Below are 16,551 nucleotides of genomic sequence, written 5' to 3'. Positions count from 1 at the left end.
GAGCGTCGAGGGAGGGATTCGAACCCTCGAGGCTTGACGCCACAGAGTTAGCAACCCTGCGCCGTGGGCCAGACTAGGCTACCTCGACACGCTTGCACTCACTGTCGCCCTCTCGGACTCGGGACCCGACGCCCCTACAGGCTTCTATGCACGCTTACGTATTCGGCCGCTCCATATAAACGCAACGAATCGTACGTGGCCGCGTCGCCCGCCGTCGCGCCGTCCTGCCGCGATTCTACGGAGTACGCGGTGACTCGGGTTTCCGGACCGACGCCCCGCGGGTCACGAGACGCCCCACTCCCAGTCGTCGGCGTCGCCCTCGCTTCCGACCTCCACGCGCTCGACCGTGCCGAGGTCCCGCCACTCGGTGTCTTCGCCGGCCATGTCGGCCGATCGAGCCGTGACGTCGCTCCACCCGTCGTCGTAGTCGGCCCGCATCTCGTAGCGCTCGTCGCTGTTCTCCGGGCGAACCTCGACCCGAAGGGACGCTTCGGGCACGTACTCGATCGGGCTCGCGGGACCCTCGAAGCCGGCGTCGCCGGTCGTCGTGACTCGGACGCGGTCGTCCACGTCGAGGTCGCCGAGTCGCTCGGCGAGGTCGCGGTCGTGGTCGCTCATGGGTCGGGATTCGTGTGAGTCTCGGTTAAGCGTGCGGGCCGGGACCGAAGGGTCCGGTCTCGGGACTTTGTTTCGGTGACTTCGGGCCCGCGCTGTTCGTCCGCCAGCGGTTTTCGATACCGTCGCGACGTCCCGCGTCGCTTCCGCGAACCGTAGCCTTTTCGCTCCGGCACGCCAACGTCCGACCGTCATGAACGCGACGCTCGACCACGTGATGATGCGCGTCGAGGACCTCGACGCGACGCTCGACTGGTACGGCGACCACCTCGATTACGAGGAGAAGGGCCGCTGGGAGGCCGACACCTTCACGAACGTCTACCTCGGCCCCGAGGACGTCCACGAGGAGGGTGCGCTGCTGGAGATCACCTACAACCACGACGACCGCACCTACGAACTGGGCGACGCGTGGGGCCACATCGCGGTGCGGGTCGAGGACGTGTACGACGCCTACGAGCAACTGATGGACGAGGGCGTCGAGGACTATCGGGACCCCGACTCGTGCGGTGGCTCGTACGCGTTCGTCAAAGACCCCGACGGTCACGAGGTCGAAATCGTCGAGCGCGACCACGGCGCGCGGTGGAGCCTCGACCACACCATGATCCGTGTCGAGGACGCCGACGAGTCGCTGGGCTGGTACACCCGCAAGCTGGAGTACGAACACACCGGCCGCTGGGAGTCCGACACCTTCGCCAACTACTTCGTGAAGCCCGAGGGCGCGGCCGACGAGGCGATGGCGGTCGAGCTGACGTACAACTACGACGGTCGCTCGTACGAACTGGGCGACGCGTGGGGCCACCTCGCGATTCGGGCCGACGACCTGCACGACGACTGGGAGACGCTGTTGGCCCGCGACGCCGAGGACTACCGCGACCCCGCGTCCTGCGACGACCGGTACGCGTTCACGAAGGACGCGGACGGCCACGAGATAGAGGTCGTCGAGCGCGACGACTGACCCGGGGTCGATTTTTCGACCGCCACACTCCGACCGAGAGCAGACGATTTACGTAGCTCCGTGCAGAAACACAGCGACACCGAACTCCCAGCCATGACCTTCGTCACTCGCATCCAACTCCAGAGCGGGAATCGGCCCGCGCTGGAGCACGTCGTCGACGAGATTCGCTCGACAGCACAACGAAAGGGCGCGGAGCTACGCGGCCCCCACTCGGCCCCGCCGGACCGCATCACGGTCCCCCAGTACAAGTCCACGTCCGGCGACCAGTCCCGCCAGTTCCGGTCGTGGGAGTACACGGTGTACAGCCGCCAGATGGAGATCGTGGGCCACAACGACTTGGCCCGACAGGTCGCCGAGTTCGACTTCCCCGACGGCGTCCACGTCGAGGTCGAACTCGAACAGATAGAGCAGATGGCCTGACGTTCCGATTTCGGCTCTGATTCTCTCGTTCGAGGCTTGTTCCCTGTTCGGGGGTTACTTCCTGTTCGGGGCTGTTTTTCGCCGCTTTCGTGGCTCGTACTCGATGGCTGGTGGGCGTCGCGTGTTGGTGTTCGGGAGTGGTTGCTGGTGCTGGGAGTGGTTGCTAGTGTTGAGAGTGGTTGCTGGTGTTGAGAGTGGTTGCTGGTGTTGAGAGTGGTTTTTCGTGGAGTTCGAAGCGAACGAGCTACTGCTTGAGCCAATGAGTCACCGCGACCGCACCGCATCCGCACCGCATCCGCACCGCGACTGCGAGCCTCACGCCTCCCCAACCGCTTGCGGTCCTCGCGTTGCTGCGGTCCTCAGCCCTCGCGCGGCTTGGCGGACCACGAGGGTCCGCCAGCACGCGCCGATTCGTCTGTAGGACCAGCATGCGCCGATTCGTCTGTAGGACCAACATGCGCCGATTTGCCCGTCGGGCCGGCGCGCGACGCGGAACCGTCGAGTTGTCGGCCAACCCGTCGCCAGCACGGTTTGCCGGGCCTCAAGCACTTAAGGCCTCCACGTTCCTCCGAACGCCCATGAGCCAACGAGTCGAGCGAGACCGACTGGTCGAGATTCGCCGCGACCTCCACCGCCACCCCGAGCCCGCGTGGCGCGAGTTCTACACCACCGCACGAATCGTCGAGGAACTCGAACGCATCGGCGTCGACGACCTCTACGTCGGCCCGGACGCCATCGCCGAGGACGAGCGCATGGCGGTCCCCGACGACGAGGAACTCGCCGAGTGGTACGAGCAGGCCCGCGAGGCGGGCGCGGACGAGGCAATCCTCGAACGCCTTGAGGGCGGCTACACCGGCGCGGTCGCGGTCGTCGAGGGCGAGCGCGAGGGACCGACCGTGGGCCTCCGGGTCGACATCGACGGCCTCCTTCGGGGAGAGTCGACCGACGACGACCACGTTCCCGCCGCCGAGGGGTTCCGTTCGGAGCACGAGGGCGCGATGCACGCCTGCGGTCACGACGCCCACGCGACCATCGGGCTGGGCGTCGTCGAGGCCGTGAAGGACGGCGAGTTCCCCGGCACGCTGAAGGTCTTCTTCCAGCCTGGCGAGGAGATGATCGCCGGCGGGAAGGCGATGGCCGAGAGCGACCACCTCGCGGACGTCGACTACCTGCTCGCGGTCCACGTCGGCCTCGACCACCCGACCGGCGAGGTAATCGCGGGCATGGACGGCTTCCTCGCGGTCAGCCAGTTCGCGGCCGAGTTCGAGGGCGAGCCGGCTCACGCCGGCGGCCAGCCCAACGAGGGCGAGAACGCGATCCAGGCGCTCGCGACCGCCATCCAGAACCTCTACGCCATCCCGCGCCACGAGGACGGCCCCACCCGCGTCAACGCGGGCACGGTCGAGGGCGGCACCGCGACCAACATCATCGCCGAGCGCGCGGCCCTCGAAGGGGAGGTCCGAGGCGAGACCACCGAACTCAAGGACTACACGGCCGAGCGCGCCGAGCGCGTCGTGAACGCGGCGGCCGAGATGCACGGCTGCGCGGTCGCGTACGAGACCAACGGCGAGGCACCGAGCGCCGAGAGCGACGGCGAACTCGTGGACGTCGTCGGCGACGTCGCCACCGGCCTCGACGACGTCGACAGCGTTCTCGAGCGCGACGAACTCGGCGGGAGCGAGGACGCGACCTACCTGATGCGAGCGGTCCAGCAGAACGGCGGACTCGCGGCGTACGTCGGCGTCGGCACCGACCACCCGGGCGGCCACCACACCGCGACCTTCGACGTGGACGAGGACACCATCCCCATCGGTATCGACGTGCTCGCGGGGGCAATCCGGGAAATCGCGGAGAACGAGCCCTGAGCCGGACCGAACACGACCCGTTTGTATTGACACTCCCCCAACCGTTTCAAATGTCATACGGTGATTTTTTATGCGTAGGTGGACCACACTCCGATATCACTGACCGAACGGTGGGATACGAGGATGAGTGAGAACATGACCGAGGACCTCAGCGAGGACGCTGGCGTCGTCGAGACCACGACCTACGACAGAAACGAACCGCTCAGCGCCGCAGTCATAGAGGCGGTCGCCGACGCGGCCGACGCCGACCCCGCCGAACTCGGGGCTCGGCTGTACGACCGCATCGACCCCGACGCGCTCGACAACCTATTCGACGACCGACACAACGGGATGCCCCGGGGGAGCGGTCACGTGGTCTTCTCGCTGCTCGACTACGATATCACGGTGTACAGCGACGGCCACGTCGTCGTCCGGGCGTAATCGGCCGCCCGGCTGGTCCCGGACGCCGCCGCGCGTCCCGACCGGGCGGCCGCGAGCGCGGCGACCGATTGGGTCGTATCGAAAACCCTAATCTTGGGGCTTCCGAAGTCGGAGACATGGCTGACGACAACGACGAGGACGCGGAACCTGCCGTCGAACTCGGCGAGGGTGAACCGGTCGAGGGCGCGCCGCTGGCGCGCGTGGCGTCGCGACTCCACTGGCCCATCGAGCACAGCGAGGTCCGCCGGAAGGAGGGCGACGTGACCGTCCGGACGCCCGACGGGCCCCGCGAGGTCGCGGCGCTGCTGGACGAGGTCGACGCGACCTACTTCGAGAGCCGTCAGGAGTTCCTCGAGGCGGTCCGAGCCGTCGCGGGGACCGGTCCGGTCCCGACCGCGAGCGAGTAGCGTGTCCGTCGCTCGGTCGGTCCGCCGGCGCGTCGCCCGGCTGAGCTGGGTCCAGCGCGCACTCCTCGCCGGAGCGGTGTTGACCGCCGTCTGGATGACGTGGGACGTGACGGGACTGACCGACCGACTCCTCAGAGACGTCGTCGTCTACGTCCTCGCACCGCTCGCGCTCGCGGCGCGGCACGGTCGCCACATCGGCTTCCGCGTCGACCGGACCGCGGTCCGCAACACCGTGTTGCTCGTGCTGTTCGTCCTCCCGTTCTACGTGGTCGGGTCCTCGCTCCCGACCGTCCGCGCCTACTATCCGATGTGGGAGACCAGCGCCGCGCTCCGGGAGTTCCTCCCGCACGCGGTCGCGCAGTTCGTCATCGCGCTGGCCGCCGAGACGTACTACCGGGGGTTGCTGTGCGTCGGCGTGCGAGAACTCGGGTTCAAGAGCGTGTTCATCAGCCCGGTTGTGTACGCCTTCCACCACATGTACAAGCCGCCCATCGAACTGGCGCTGTCGGGGCCGACCGACGTGCTGTTCGGCGCGGTCGACTACGAGAGCGAGTCCATCCTGCCGTCAGTGGTCGCCCACGGGGCGGGGCTCGCGGTGCTGGACTGGCTGGTGCTCCATCCACCGCTCGTCCCGACCGAGCGGGTGGTTCGCTGGCTGTCGTGGCTTCCGATTCCGGTCTGAGTTCCCGAAGAGCGCCACTTTTTATCTCCGGGGCGCGAAGTGGCTCGCATGCCACTCCCCATCGACCCCACGGCACTCGACGCCAGCGACGTCGGCGAGAAGCGAGCAGTACTGGAGATGGACCACGAGGAAGCCATCGAGCACGTCAGGGAAGCGTTCGTGGCGGCCGGCTTCGGCGTTCCCGAGGAGTTTTCGCCCTCCGAACTCCTGAACGAGAAGGTCGAGGGCGCGGACCACGACTCCTACTACGTGCTCGGCGCGTGCAACCCGAGCATGGCCGACCGCGCGCTCGACGCCAGCGACAATCGCATCGGCGGGCTGTTCCCGTGCAACGTGGTCGTCTGGCAGGACGAACCCGGCCGGCAGGTGGTCTACCACGTCAGCATCATGCGAATCGCCCGACTCGTCGGGCTGGCTCCCGACGACGACGAGTGGGCCGACATCGTGGCCGAGACCGGTGAACTGGTCGACGAAGCGTGGTCGAACCTCGACGCAGCGTAGCTACTCCTCGTCGTCCAACTGCTCGATTTCCTCGCGGAGCGCCTCGACTTCCCGGCGGAGCGCGGCGAGTTCTTCGTCCTCGGACTTCGAGCCACGGTAGAGGAAGAATCCGCCGCCGAGCAACACCAGCGGGAGGCCGAACACCACGACTGCGATGAGGAGGATGACGACGATCTCCATTCCGCCGGGGACCGGGCCGAACAGGGGAACCATACCTGACGTGGTTCGACGCCGGACATAAGCCTTGTCACGAGAAGTCCGCCAGATTGGCCTGCAGGCCCGACAGCAGTTCTGACTTCCGCCGGAGCGCGGGCAGCGAAACGGGGAGCTGGTCGGACAGTGCTCGGACCGCGCCGTGGAACGTCTCGGCCTCGCCGTACTCGCCGTCGAAGGCGTTCCGGACGCTCTCGCGAATCTGCCAGACGCCGACCGGTGCCCAGTACTCGTCCGAGACCTCCCGCAGGACGAGACACTTCGCCTGTCGACCGACCGAGTCGAGGTGTTCGAGGACGCCCAGTCGGGAGGCGTAGTACGCACCCGCCGTCTCGTCGACGTAACTGGTCCGGCCCTCGTACCCCTCGTGGGCGCTGCTCATCCACGTCTCGCCCGTGGGGTCCTGGTTCCAGATGCTGCCGGGGGCCTTCATCTCGACCAGTTCGAACTCCCACTGGCCGGGCGTCAGGACGACCCAGTAGCGGTTGCCAACGTACTCGTTGACCCAGACCTGCGTCTCGTCGACGCTCGGATTGGTTCGAATCCCGCCTCGGAGGTACTGCCCGATGGTGTCGTCGACCGCCGTAATCGACCATCGCGTCGGCACGAGCCGCCGGTTCTCGCCCCGACCGAGCGCGCCCGCCGAGAGGACGTCGTTGATGTCGTAGACGTCGAACCCCCGTCGGTAGAGGTAGGTCATCGCGCCCTGGGCCTGCCAGTCGTCGTCTTCGAGGGTCTTCTTCACCGGCCGGGGAACGTGGGGGTTCTCGGTGAGGTCGGCCGATGTCGCACGCGCCGAGGGACCCGTGGGCGTGGTCACGTCGTCGAGGTCGAGGTCGAGGTCCAGCGAGTTCGAGAGGCCGATCTCGACGTCGACGGGCCGGTCGGCGATGGCGACCTCGCGCTGTGTGCCGAGGAAGCCGTCCCACGCGTCCGAGACGTTGCCCACGTCGGCCGAGTGGTTGGAGTTGAGCAGGCCGGTCCGGTACTGGAGCACGTTGTCGATGTCGAGACCGCGCTGGTACCACTCGCTGCTGGTGGCGAACTCCGCGGCGCGCTCCTCCGCGCCGACCGGCGAGAGGATACCCGTCGAGACGCTGGGGTAGTTCGAGTGCCCGACGAACACCGAAGGCGACGTGCTCCCGACCATCGCGTCGCCCTGCGTCACCTCGGAGAAGCGGTCCTCGACCTGCTCGACGTAGTCGAGAATCTCGTAGGACTTCTCCTCGGCGAGCCGGCGCTTGCGGTCCTCGTCGTCCGGCTCCAGGTCCTCGATGTACTCGTCGAGACGCATTCGCCCCCGCTTGGGTCCCGAACGATTTGAACCTTACTCGGGGACCGCACGAATCAGTGGGGCATGCAGGTTAGTGGGGCGTGCAGGTTAGTGGAGCGTGCAGGTGGTGCTGTCCGGTCGCGGAGCGGTCGCACCGCCGGTTTCGCTCGGCCGCCCCGCGTCAGGTCTCAGGTCACGGGGACTGTTCGTCCCGTCCTCGTCCTTGAAACTACGCAGCGGTCGAGACCGGTCGGCGCGGACGTGTCGAACCGCGAGGAATCGTCGAAATTCGCCCCGGCGTCAGCTGTGGATGCCCATCGCCTCGATCTGTTCCTGGTAGCGGTTGCGGATGGTGACTTCGGTGACCTGGGCGACGTCGGCGACCTCGCGCTGGGTCTTTTTCTCGTTGCACAGGAGCGAGGCGGCGTAGATGGCGGCGGCCGCGTACCCCGTCGGCGACTTGCCCGACAGCAGGCCCTCCTCGGCGGTGGTCTCGATAATCTCGTTGGCCTTGGTCTGGACCTCCTCGCTGAGTTCGAGCTCCGAGCAAAAGCGGGGCACGTACTTCTTCGGGTCGACGGGCTTCATCTCCAGGCCGAGTTCCTGGGAGATGTACCGATAGGTTCGTCCGATTTCCTTACGCTCGACCCGCGAGACCTCCGAGATCTCTTCGAGGCTTCGCGGGATGCCCTCCTTGCGGCAGGCGGCGTACAGCGCGCTGGTGGCGACCCCCTCGATGGACCGGCCCCGGATGAGGTCCTCCTTCAACGCCCGCCGGTAGATGACCGACGCCACCTCGCGGACCGACCGGGGCACGCCCAGCGCCGACGCCATGCGGTCGATCTCGCTCAGCGCGAACTGGAGGTTGCGCTCGCCCGCGTCCTTCGTCCGGATGCGCTCTTGCCACTTGCGCAACCGATGCATCTGCGAGCGCTTCTTCGAGGAAATCGAACGGCCGTACGCGTCCTTGTCCTTCCAGTCGATGGTGGTCGTCAGCCCCTTGTCGTGCATCGTCTGCGTGGTCGGGGCACCCACGCGGGACTTCTCCTGGCGCTCCTGGTGGTTGAACGCCCGCCACTCGGGGCCGGGGTCTATCTGTTCTTCCTCCACGACCAGACCGCAGTCATCACACACGAGCTCCGCCCTGTCGGAACTCTTGACGAGGTTGTCAGAACCACACTCCGGGCATTCCCGTACACCCTCTGACTCCTCCGCCGTTTCCTCCGCCTCGGCTTGGCGCTCCCGCTGGCGAGTGGACCGTGTCATCGCACTTTTATAGTAGTATCGCCGAAGTACTTAAACCCTTGGCCGAAACGTGTCCTTGCCGAGAGGACGGAAGTCGAGGTTCGAGCGCGTTCCCGGACGTACTCGGCCCACGACGCGAATCACCGGTTCGACCCGCCACCGGAAATCGTTTACGTCGGTGCCGCCGAGCAACGCCCATGCCGGTCATCGAGTGCGACGTGGCCGCCGCCCGCGAGAAATTGGTCGAGGCGGGCGCGGACGTGTCGGCGGGCAACGACGACCACGAGCGCTGGCGCGCGACCTACGGCGACGCGGTCGCGGTCGCCTACGACGACAAGGTCGTGGTCCAGGGCGCGAATCCGCAGGACGTCGAAGCCGTGCTGCGCGACGGCGGCGGCCACGCCTACGTCTACTTCGACGGCGCGAGCCGAGGCAATCCCGGCCCCGCAGCGGCCGGGTGGGTCCTCGTCACCAGCGACGGCATCGCCGCCGAGGGCGGCGAAACCGTCGGGCGCGCGACCAACAATCAGGCCGAGTACGAAGCGTTGCTCCGCGCACTCCGGGCGGCCAGCGACTACGGCTTCGACTCGGTCGAACTCAAGGGCGACTCCGAGTTGATAGTCAAGCAGGTCACCGGCGCGTGGAACACCAACGACCCCGAACTGCGCGAGTATCGGGTGACCGTCCGGGAACTGCTCGACGACTTCGACGACTGGGACCTCGCGCACGTCCCGCGAGAGATAAACGAGCGCGCCGACGAGCTAGCCAACGAGGCGCTCGACGATGCCTGACGCCGACCCGTCCCGCGAGGCGTCCGACGAGGAGGCGTCCGCCGAGGACGGCGACCTCCCGGAAGCGGTCGTGGAGCGCGCCGAACGGCTCACCCGACTCGCACGCGAGGCGGTCGACGACGCCGAAGCCGAGGCCTACCGCGAGGAGCGGGCCGACCTGTTGGCCGACCACGACTTCACGGCGCGGGTTCGAGCGGACGACGCCGGCGAGACCCTCGTCGTCCATCCCGACGACTGGGTGGACGGCGACATGATACGCCCCGAGCGCGTCGAGGACACCTCCCGTGCGGTCGAGGTGTCGCTGTCCGGGCCGGGCGAACCCGAAGAGTGGGTGGCGGTCGAGGAACACAACCGCCGGGTCGTGGCTCGGGTCCGCGAGGACCACGGCGACGTCCACGGCGACAACGCGGCGGCGTTCGCGGACTTCATGGGCAACCACTACGCCCGCCCCGTCGAGTCCGCGACCGACGACGAAGTCGAGGAGTTCCTCGCGGAGTACTTCCCCCGGAACGCGTGGCCGAGCGACGACCAGCGCGCAATCGTCGAGGAGTCGCTCGACTACGTGTTCGAGATCGCGAGCGAGAAGTAGCGAAATCGTCCGTCCCGGCCGGTCTCCGGAGCCGCGGAACGGAGACGCTCCGATCGGAATTCGTGGGGCGGCGTCTACTCGCTGCTGGCGACGAGGTCGCGGACCTGGTCGGCGCGCTCGTCGTCGGTCACGAACTTCGAGAGAGTCCATTCGAGCCCGTCGACCACGACGGCCAGCCCCTCGTCGGTGAGCTCGTACTGGTTGGTGCGCTTGTCGAGTTCGCTCTTCTCGACGTAGCCCTTCTCGACCAGCGTGTCGAGGTTGGGGTAGAGGCGTCCGTGGTTGACCTCCTCGCCGTAGTAATCCTCGAGCTCGCGCTTGATGGCGAGCCCGTACATCGGCTCCTCGGAGAGGATGGTCAGGATGTTCGTCTGGAACGCGGTGAGGTTGCGAGCGGTACTAGTCTCTGTGAGTGTCTGTGCCTCTGACATAGACTCTGACATCCGATGATTTGTCACGGTGGTATTTAATCTTTCCCAACTCCGCTGACGCTTTCGACCGTATCGGGGAGTCGACCCACCAGACGGTCGGTACGTAACGGGACTCGTAAAAAAATTGGTTCGGCTCGGGGCACGAATTGCCGGGGTCGTCGCCGGACCCCGAGCGGACTGCCGACCGTCCGGCGGGGCAGTCACCTCCCCACGGAATGCCGAAAGGACTTTCCGGACCTCGGACCGAGTTCCGGACTGCACCATGACGAACCTCTGGGAAGACCTCGAGACCGGACCGAACCCGCCCGAGGAGATATACGCTGTCGTGGAATGTCTCAAAGGCGAGCGCAACAAGTACGAGTACGACAAGGACGTTCCCGGCGTCGTCCTCGACCGCGTGCTCCACTCGAACGTCCACTACCCCAGCGACTACGGCTTCATCCCGCAGAGCTACTACGACGACGAGGACCCCTTCGACGTGCTCGTCCTCGTCGAGGACAAGACCTTCCCCGGCTGCGTCATCGAGGCTCGGCCCGTCGCGCTGATGAAGATGGACGACGACGGCGAGCAAGACGACAAGGTCATCGCGGTCCCGAGCGAGGACCCCCGCTACGACGAGGTGCAGGACATCGAGGACCTCTCGGACCAGCAGACCGCCGAGATCGAGGAGTTCTTCGAGACCTACAAGAACCTCGAACCGGGCAAGGAGGTCGAGACGCTGGGCTGGGAGGACAAGCAGGCTGCGAAAGACGCCATCGAACACGCGATGGACCTCTACGAGCAGGAGTTCGCCTAATCCGCTACGAGAGGGCAGCCACCTGTTCCCGCCGGCAGACCCCTCCGCCCCGTTCTCACCCGTACCGGACCTCGAAATTCCGGCCTCTCCGCCGCGCGTCGGCCCCGCCTCTCCTCGGGTCCGAGCGCCGCCCGTCCCCGAAACTATTTGACGCTGGCCTGAACACGCCGAATCGATGGCTCTCGGGACTCCGTTCGGCGGCGTCGAGTACGCGGCCGCCGCAGCGACGCTTCTCGTGGCGGGCGGGCTCGCCGTCTACGCCGCACGGTCGGTCCACGACTGGCGTGACGGCGGCGGCGAGGAGCCGGTCGACGCCCTCAGGAACGCGATCACCGGACAGGACCGCGTCGCGCTCGTGGTACCGGAAGGGCCGAGCATCGACGCGCTGGCGGCCGCAGTCGGCCTGCAGGCGCTCTGTAGCGAGTGGGGCGTCACCGCCCGCCTGTTCGCCGAGGGACCGGTCACGGGCGAGGACAGCAAGACGTTCTCGAACATCTTCGACCTGGAACTGTCGGTCGTCGGCGAGGACGCCGACGGTCTCTCGGACTCGGAGGCCGCGGTCGCCGTCGGCGGGGGCGGTGGCGTCCCGCGGCTCTCGAACAACCCGCCGGTGGTCGCGCTGGTCCGCCACCGACCCACCGCCGAGGAGAACATCCTCACCGTGACCCCGACCGACGACGGCGCGACCTCGACCACGGTGACGCGACTGCTGGACGAGGAGGGCGTCGTCCCCGACCAGCGGGTCGCTACCGCGTTGCTCCACGGCATCCGGGCCGGTACCCGGGACTTCCGGCGCGCCAACGGCCGGCACGACTACGAGGCGGCGGGGTTCCTCCACGCCTACGCCGACCTCGGCCGCATCGAGGACCTCCGGTCGCCCGGCATGAGCGGCGACACGTTCGACGTCATCAGCGACGCCATCGCCAACCGCGAGCGACAGGCCAGCTTCGCCGTGACCAACGTCGGCAGCGTCCCCTCGGCCTCGGCGCTCGACGAGGCCGCCGACACCATGCTCCGACTGGAGGGCGTCTCGACCGCCGCCGTGTTCGGCATCCACGAGGAGACCATCGTGGTCTCGTGTCGGGCCGAGGACGTCCGGACGAACGCGCTCGACGTCCTCGAATCCGCGTTCGACGCCAGCGAGACCACCGGCGGGAACACCGACTCGGCCACGGCGCGCGTGCCGCTGGGCCTGTTCGCGCAGGTCGGGGGCGAACACGAGCAGACCCTCGACATGCTCATCGACGCCAGCACCCGGAAGTCGCTGTTCGAGGCGTTCGAGACCTCCTGACCCGGCTCGCGACCCGCTGGGTCTGTCCCTGGGGCCTCGCTCGCGCCGGCTCCGCGTCCGCCGAAAAGAAATTTCTTGTATCCGGTCCTCCTATCCGGGGGCATGGGTCTCTTCGATAGGATTCGCGGTGACGACGACCCCCGCGTCGCGTTCTTCGGGATCGACGGCGTGCCGTACAGCTTCCTCGAAGACCACTTCGACGAGTTCGAGAATCTCGCCGCCCTCGCCGACGAAGGCGCGTCCGGACCGATAGACAGCATCGTGCCCCCGGAGTCGTCGGCGTGCTGGCCCTCCCTCACCACCGGCGTCAATCCCGGCGAGACGGGTGTCTACGGCTTTCAGGACCGCGAAGTCGGGAGCTACGACACCTACGTCCCGATGGGCCGGGACGTGCAGGCCACCCGGCTCTGGGACCGGGTCGCCGACGCGGGCCGGGACGCGACCGTGCTCAACGTCCCCGTCACCTTCCCGCCCCAGCGCAACGTCCAGCGGATGGTCTCGGGCTTCCTCTCGCCGGGCGTCGACAAGGGCGCGTACCCCGACGAACTCCGGGAGTACCTCTCCGGACTGGACTGGAAGATGGACTCGAACGCCAAGCTCGGGCACAAAGACGACAAGTCCGAGTTCATCGAGAACGCCCACGAGACGCTCGAATCCCGGTTCGAGGCGTTCAAGCACTACGTCCAGCAGGACGACTGGGACCTGCTGTTCGGCGTGTTCATGACCACCGACCGCGTGAACCACTTCCTCTACAAGCACTACGAGGAGGGCGGCGAGTACGAGGAGGAGTTCCTCGAATTCTACCGGACCCTCGACACGTATCTGGGCGAACTCCGCCAGAACCTCCCCGAGGACGTGACGATGGTCGTCGCCAGCGACCACGGGTTCACCAGCCTCGACTACGAGGTCCACTTCAACGAGTGGCTCCGCCAGGAGGGCTGGCTCTCCTACGAGGACGACGACCACGAGGAGCTGGGCGACATCAGCGACGACACCGAGGCCTACTCGCTCATCCCCGGTCGGTTCTACGTCAATCTGGAGGGCCGCGAGCCACGTGGGAGCGTCCCCGAGAGCGAGTACGAGGAGAAACGCGACCAGCTCAAGGCCGCGATTGAGGGTCTCGAAGGCCCCGACGGCCGGAAGGTGGTCGACCGCGTGGTCGAGAAAGAGGCGGCGTTCGAGGGCGACCACGACGACATCGCGCCCGACCTCGTGGCCGTCCCCAACTACGGCTTCGACCTCAAGGCCGGGTTCAAGGGTCACGACGACGTGTTCGGTCACGGTCCCCGTAACGGGATGCACAGCTTCGACAACGCCTCGCTGTTCGTCGACGACCCCGACGCGACGGTCGAGGACGTGAACCTCTACGACATCGCGCCCACGATTCTGGACCTGCTGGAACTGGACTACGACGCAGCGGAACTCGACGGTCGGAGCCTGGTCTGAAAATCGGGGCCGACCCGGCGACTCCGATCTCGAACCGCAACGTCGTCGAACGCCCTCGGCCCGCATTGTGAGGGCACTCGAACCGCAAACACGTCCTCGAGAGCCCTCGGCCCGCTCGCCGCCGTCGGACGGTCCTGCTCGCTTCCGGCTGTCGTCCGAGCGCGTCGCGCTCGTGATGACGAAACTCTTCGAGTTTCGAACCACGCGGGCTGTGACCGACGAGGTGTTGCGAATCGACGATTCGCTACGGCCCGAAATCGGCGATTTTCGAGGCTTTCGTTCGCTTCGCTCACGCGACGGTCGCTCAACGGGATATCTCGCGGGCGCAGTTCTGCGCCCGCGAGATAGTGGCCGCGCTGAGACGACCACGATAAACGCGACCCCGCTCGCCCGTTCAGTCCGCCGAGGATGCGGAGTGGTTCAGCGGGCGCAACTGGCGTCGTTCGCGCGCCTCCGAACGGTGTCGGGCGTCTGGGACCCCACCTACCGGCCGGACGGCGACGCCGGTTTCGTGGCCAGCCGCTCGACGGCGTCGGACGGGGGCGACTCGAACGTCTCGGGGTGAAGTATCGCCGCGAAGTACTCCAGCGTGTCGACCAGCCGCGGCCCCGGTCGGTTGACGTAGTGGTTGCCGTCGATGGCGTACACGCGCCCGGACTGGACCGCCGAGAGGTCCTGCCACCCGTCGCGGCCGGTGAGTTCGTCGAGGCGGTCGTGCGTCGTGTCCAGGTCGAACCCGCAGGGCGCGACGACGAGGACCTCCGGGTCGTACTCGAGGACGTCTTCCCACGCTATCGGTCGCGAGGGGACGCGGGGCTCGGCCAGTCCGTAGGCGCCGCCGGCTCGCTCGACCATCCCCGGAATCCAGTGGCCGGAGGTCATCGGCGGTTGCATCCAGTCGAGGACCGCGACTCGCGGGGTCGCCGCGCGGGACGGGACCGCCCGCTCGACCGCGCGGACCCGCTCGCGGAGGTCCGCGACCAGCGACTCGGCGCGCTCGGTTCGACCGGTCGCCTCGCCGATGAGCCGGACGTCCTCGAACACGTCCTCGAGGCTGTGAGGGTCGGTCGTCAGGACGCGTGCGTCGAGGTCCAGCTCCGCGAGCGCGTCCTCGACCAGGACGCTATCGACGGCACAGACGTCACAGATGCCCTGCGTGAGTATCAGGTCCGGGTCGAGCTCCCGGAGGACGTCGCGGCGCACGTCGTAGACGCCGTCGTGGTCGTCCATCGCGGCCTCGACCTGCTCGTTTATCTCGGCGGTGCTCGCGGTCGGGTCGACGAGGCTCCGGTTCGCCGCGGGCAGTTCGGCCGCCCGGGGCGGATAGTCACACTCATGGGAGACCCCGACCGGTTCGATTCCGAGAGCGTACCCGATTTCGGTCGCGGACGGGAGCAACGAGACGACGCGCATGCGTCACTCGACGGACGACGGCGAGTTAAAACTGGCTTCCCGGCGACGGCTCGATTTAAATCAGGTCGTCCAGTTCGTCGGTCTGGAACTGCTCGGCGGGGTCGACGTCGGGCTGGTCGGCCTGCTCGGCGGCCTCCTTGGCGCGCTGCATGAACTCCTCGATGCGCTCGGAGCGCTCGACGCCCCCGAGCAGGACGAGCGCCGCGAGCCGACCGCTGTCCAGCGGGAAGTCCCCGCCCCGAATCTGGAGGCTGCCGGTCTCGTCCTCGAGCCACTTGCGGGCGCGCTCGACGCCCTTCCGGGGGATGGAGTCGGGCTGTCCGGCCACCACCAGCAGCCCGGAGTCGGCGTCGATGGCGTTGGGCAGGCTGAGCTTGCTCAACAGCGCCCGGCGGGTGATAGAGGTCACGGTGTTGACGTTCGCTTCGGCGTCCTCGCCGGCCTCCGCGCTGGCGAACCCGAGCGCGGCGATGCCGCCCGACCGGAGGGTGTTGATGACCTCGCTGGAGTCGACGACGCTCTCGCCGACCCCCTCGACCGCCTCGCCCGACGCGAACAGCAGCCCGACGCGCTGGGCGATGTTCTGGTTTATGGTCTCGAACGCTTCGCCGACGCTCTCGCCGGAGGTGTGCCACGCGTCGTTGTCGATGAGCAGCGTGGCGTCGGCCTCCCGGACGAGGGTCTTGAGCGAGCGCCCGGCGTTGGCCTGATACATCGCGCCCTCGCCCCGGCCGGGCAGGATTCCGAGCCCGTACACCGGCATCTCGTAGACCTGATTCAGTTCGTGTGCGAGCACCGGCGCGCCGCCCGAGCCGGTGCCGCCGCCGAGCCCCGCGACGACGAAGATGGCCTCCGCGTCGGCGGTGATGCGTCCGTCGAGCGAGTCCATCACCTGGGTCGCGTCGCTCTGCATGACCTCGGCCCCGAGTTCGTTGTCGCCCCCGACCCCGTGGCCCTTCACCCGGTCCTGTCCGACCAGCACCGTGTCCAGGTCCAACTCCCGGAGGTCCGCTTTCGCCGAGTTGACCGCGAGCGCTCCCTGGACCGCACCGAAATCCATTCGTTGGTCGTACTGAGCCAGTCGCTGGGCGAGTTTGCCCCCGGCCTGTCCGACGCCTACCAGCACGACTTTCATGCGCAGTGGGTTGAATTGACGGCTATTCAACTTTCCGGCGTGGAGACGAGTCGGGGAACGCCG

The 16,551-nt window shown here is 67.5% G+C and carries 19 protein-coding genes and 1 tRNA gene; 12 read left to right on the top strand and 8 right to left on the bottom strand.

What is annotated here, in order from left to right; translation table 11 throughout:
- Positions 1 to 3: 3 nt before the first annotated feature.
- Together EPL03_RS03765 and EPL03_RS03760 are read right to left on the bottom strand one after the other, a co-directional pair.
- A tRNA-Ser gene (locus EPL03_RS03765) sits at positions 4 to 88 on the bottom strand.
- A gap of 194 nt (positions 89 to 282) precedes the next feature.
- Positions 283 to 618 carry a hypothetical protein gene (locus EPL03_RS03760; RefSeq protein ID WP_135827992.1) on the bottom strand — a complete coding sequence of 112 codons (336 nt, stop codon included), beginning with the start codon at positions 616 to 618 and terminating at the stop codon, positions 283 to 285.
- Between the two features lie 190 nt (positions 619 to 808).
- Between EPL03_RS03760 and EPL03_RS03755 the strand changes: the two genes are divergently transcribed.
- The 7 genes from EPL03_RS03755 (at position 809) to EPL03_RS03725 (ending at position 5,865) form a co-directional block, all read left to right on the top strand.
- A complete protein-coding gene (locus EPL03_RS03755; RefSeq protein ID WP_135827991.1) occupies positions 809 to 1,570 on the top strand; it encodes a VOC family protein in 762 nt (253 codons plus the stop codon).
- Between the two features lie 93 nt (positions 1,571 to 1,663).
- Positions 1,664 to 1,990 (top strand): uS10/mL48 family ribosomal protein, encoded by a 327-nt coding sequence (locus EPL03_RS03750; protein ID WP_135827990.1) that lies wholly within the window; start codon positions 1,664 to 1,666, stop codon positions 1,988 to 1,990.
- Positions 1,991 to 2,568: 578 nt separating this feature from the next.
- The gene (locus EPL03_RS03745) at positions 2,569 to 3,855 is read left to right on the top strand and encodes an amidohydrolase (RefSeq protein ID WP_135827989.1); all 1,287 of its coding nucleotides are present in this window, start codon (positions 2,569 to 2,571) and stop codon (positions 3,853 to 3,855) included.
- 123 nt (positions 3,856 to 3,978) lie between these two features.
- Positions 3,979 to 4,275, top strand: coding sequence for a HalOD1 output domain-containing protein (locus tag EPL03_RS03740; RefSeq protein ID WP_135827988.1), 297 nt, complete (start codon positions 3,979 to 3,981; stop codon positions 4,273 to 4,275).
- A gap of 116 nt (positions 4,276 to 4,391) precedes the next feature.
- A complete protein-coding gene (locus EPL03_RS03735; protein WP_135827987.1) occupies positions 4,392 to 4,682 on the top strand; it encodes a DUF5789 family protein in 291 nt (96 codons plus the stop codon).
- 94 nt (positions 4,683 to 4,776) lie between these two features.
- Positions 4,777 to 5,364 carry a CPBP family intramembrane glutamic endopeptidase gene (locus tag EPL03_RS03730; RefSeq protein ID WP_135828577.1) on the top strand — a complete coding sequence of 196 codons (588 nt, stop codon included), beginning with the start codon at positions 4,777 to 4,779 and terminating at the stop codon, positions 5,362 to 5,364.
- A 48-nt stretch (positions 5,365 to 5,412) separates the two neighbouring features.
- Positions 5,413 to 5,865: a DUF302 domain-containing protein gene (locus tag EPL03_RS03725; protein WP_135827986.1), complete on the top strand. Its 453-nt coding sequence runs from the start codon at positions 5,413 to 5,415 to the stop codon at positions 5,863 to 5,865.
- On the opposite strand, the gene EPL03_RS03720 is transcribed toward EPL03_RS03725, so the two are convergent.
- From EPL03_RS03720 to EPL03_RS03710, 3 genes are all read right to left on the bottom strand, one after another.
- On the bottom strand, positions 5,866 to 6,078 hold the full coding sequence (locus EPL03_RS03720; RefSeq protein WP_135827985.1) for a hypothetical protein: 213 nt from the start codon (positions 6,076 to 6,078) through the stop codon (positions 5,866 to 5,868).
- 34 nt (positions 6,079 to 6,112) lie between these two features.
- Complete coding sequence (gene nreA / locus EPL03_RS03715) at positions 6,113 to 7,372, bottom strand: DNA repair protein NreA (protein ID WP_135827984.1); 1,260 nt, start codon at positions 7,370 to 7,372, stop codon at positions 6,113 to 6,115.
- 279 nt (positions 7,373 to 7,651) lie between these two features.
- Complete coding sequence (locus tag EPL03_RS03710) at positions 7,652 to 8,617, bottom strand: transcription initiation factor IIB (protein ID WP_135827983.1); 966 nt, start codon at positions 8,615 to 8,617, stop codon at positions 7,652 to 7,654.
- A gap of 176 nt (positions 8,618 to 8,793) precedes the next feature.
- Here EPL03_RS03710 and rnhA point away from each other — a divergent pair, with 176 nt between their 5' ends.
- On the top strand, positions 8,794 to 9,387 hold the full coding sequence (rnhA, locus tag EPL03_RS03705) for a ribonuclease HI (RefSeq protein ID WP_135827982.1): 594 nt from the start codon (positions 8,794 to 8,796) through the stop codon (positions 9,385 to 9,387).
- Entirely contained in the window at positions 9,380 to 9,976 is a 597-nt protein-coding gene (locus EPL03_RS03700) for a DUF7108 family protein (RefSeq protein WP_135827981.1), read from the top strand. Before rnhA ends, EPL03_RS03700 begins: the two co-directional genes overlap by 8 nt.
- A 74-nt stretch (positions 9,977 to 10,050) precedes the next feature.
- Here EPL03_RS03700 and EPL03_RS03695 read toward each other — a convergent pair whose 3' ends face one another.
- Positions 10,051 to 10,407 (bottom strand): PadR family transcriptional regulator, encoded by a 357-nt coding sequence (locus EPL03_RS03695; protein WP_135827980.1) that lies wholly within the window; start codon positions 10,405 to 10,407, stop codon positions 10,051 to 10,053.
- 262 nt (positions 10,408 to 10,669) lie between these two features.
- On the opposite strand from EPL03_RS03695, the gene EPL03_RS03690 reads away from it, so the two are divergent.
- From EPL03_RS03690 to EPL03_RS03680, 3 genes are all read left to right on the top strand, one after another.
- Positions 10,670 to 11,203, top strand: coding sequence for an inorganic diphosphatase (locus tag EPL03_RS03690; RefSeq protein ID WP_135827979.1), 534 nt, complete (start codon positions 10,670 to 10,672; stop codon positions 11,201 to 11,203).
- A 175-nt stretch (positions 11,204 to 11,378) separates the two neighbouring features.
- The gene (locus tag EPL03_RS03685; protein WP_135827978.1) at positions 11,379 to 12,494 is read left to right on the top strand and encodes a DHH family phosphoesterase; all 1,116 of its coding nucleotides are present in this window, start codon (positions 11,379 to 11,381) and stop codon (positions 12,492 to 12,494) included.
- Between the two features lie 102 nt (positions 12,495 to 12,596).
- A complete protein-coding gene (locus EPL03_RS03680; RefSeq protein WP_135827977.1) occupies positions 12,597 to 13,940 on the top strand; it encodes an alkaline phosphatase family protein in 1,344 nt (447 codons plus the stop codon).
- Positions 13,941 to 14,423: 483 nt separating this feature from the next.
- On the opposite strand, the gene EPL03_RS03675 is transcribed toward EPL03_RS03680, so the two are convergent.
- Together EPL03_RS03675 and EPL03_RS03670 are read right to left on the bottom strand one after the other, a co-directional pair.
- Positions 14,424 to 15,353, bottom strand: coding sequence for a cobalamin-binding protein (locus tag EPL03_RS03675; RefSeq protein WP_135827976.1), 930 nt, complete (start codon positions 15,351 to 15,353; stop codon positions 14,424 to 14,426).
- 55 nt (positions 15,354 to 15,408) lie between these two features.
- Positions 15,409 to 16,488 carry a tubulin/FtsZ family protein gene (locus tag EPL03_RS03670; RefSeq protein ID WP_135827975.1) on the bottom strand — a complete coding sequence of 360 codons (1,080 nt, stop codon included), beginning with the start codon at positions 16,486 to 16,488 and terminating at the stop codon, positions 15,409 to 15,411.
- Positions 16,489 to 16,551: the final 63 nt, after the last annotated feature.

Origin of the sequence: Halorussus halobius (assembly GCF_004765805.1) — an archaeon.
In the GTDB taxonomy this organism is placed as follows: Archaea; Halobacteriota; Halobacteria; order Halobacteriales; family Haladaptataceae; genus Halorussus; species Halorussus halobius.
The sequence above is the reverse complement of the archived record's forward strand: the minus strand, read 5'-3'. Positions and strand labels throughout refer to the sequence as shown.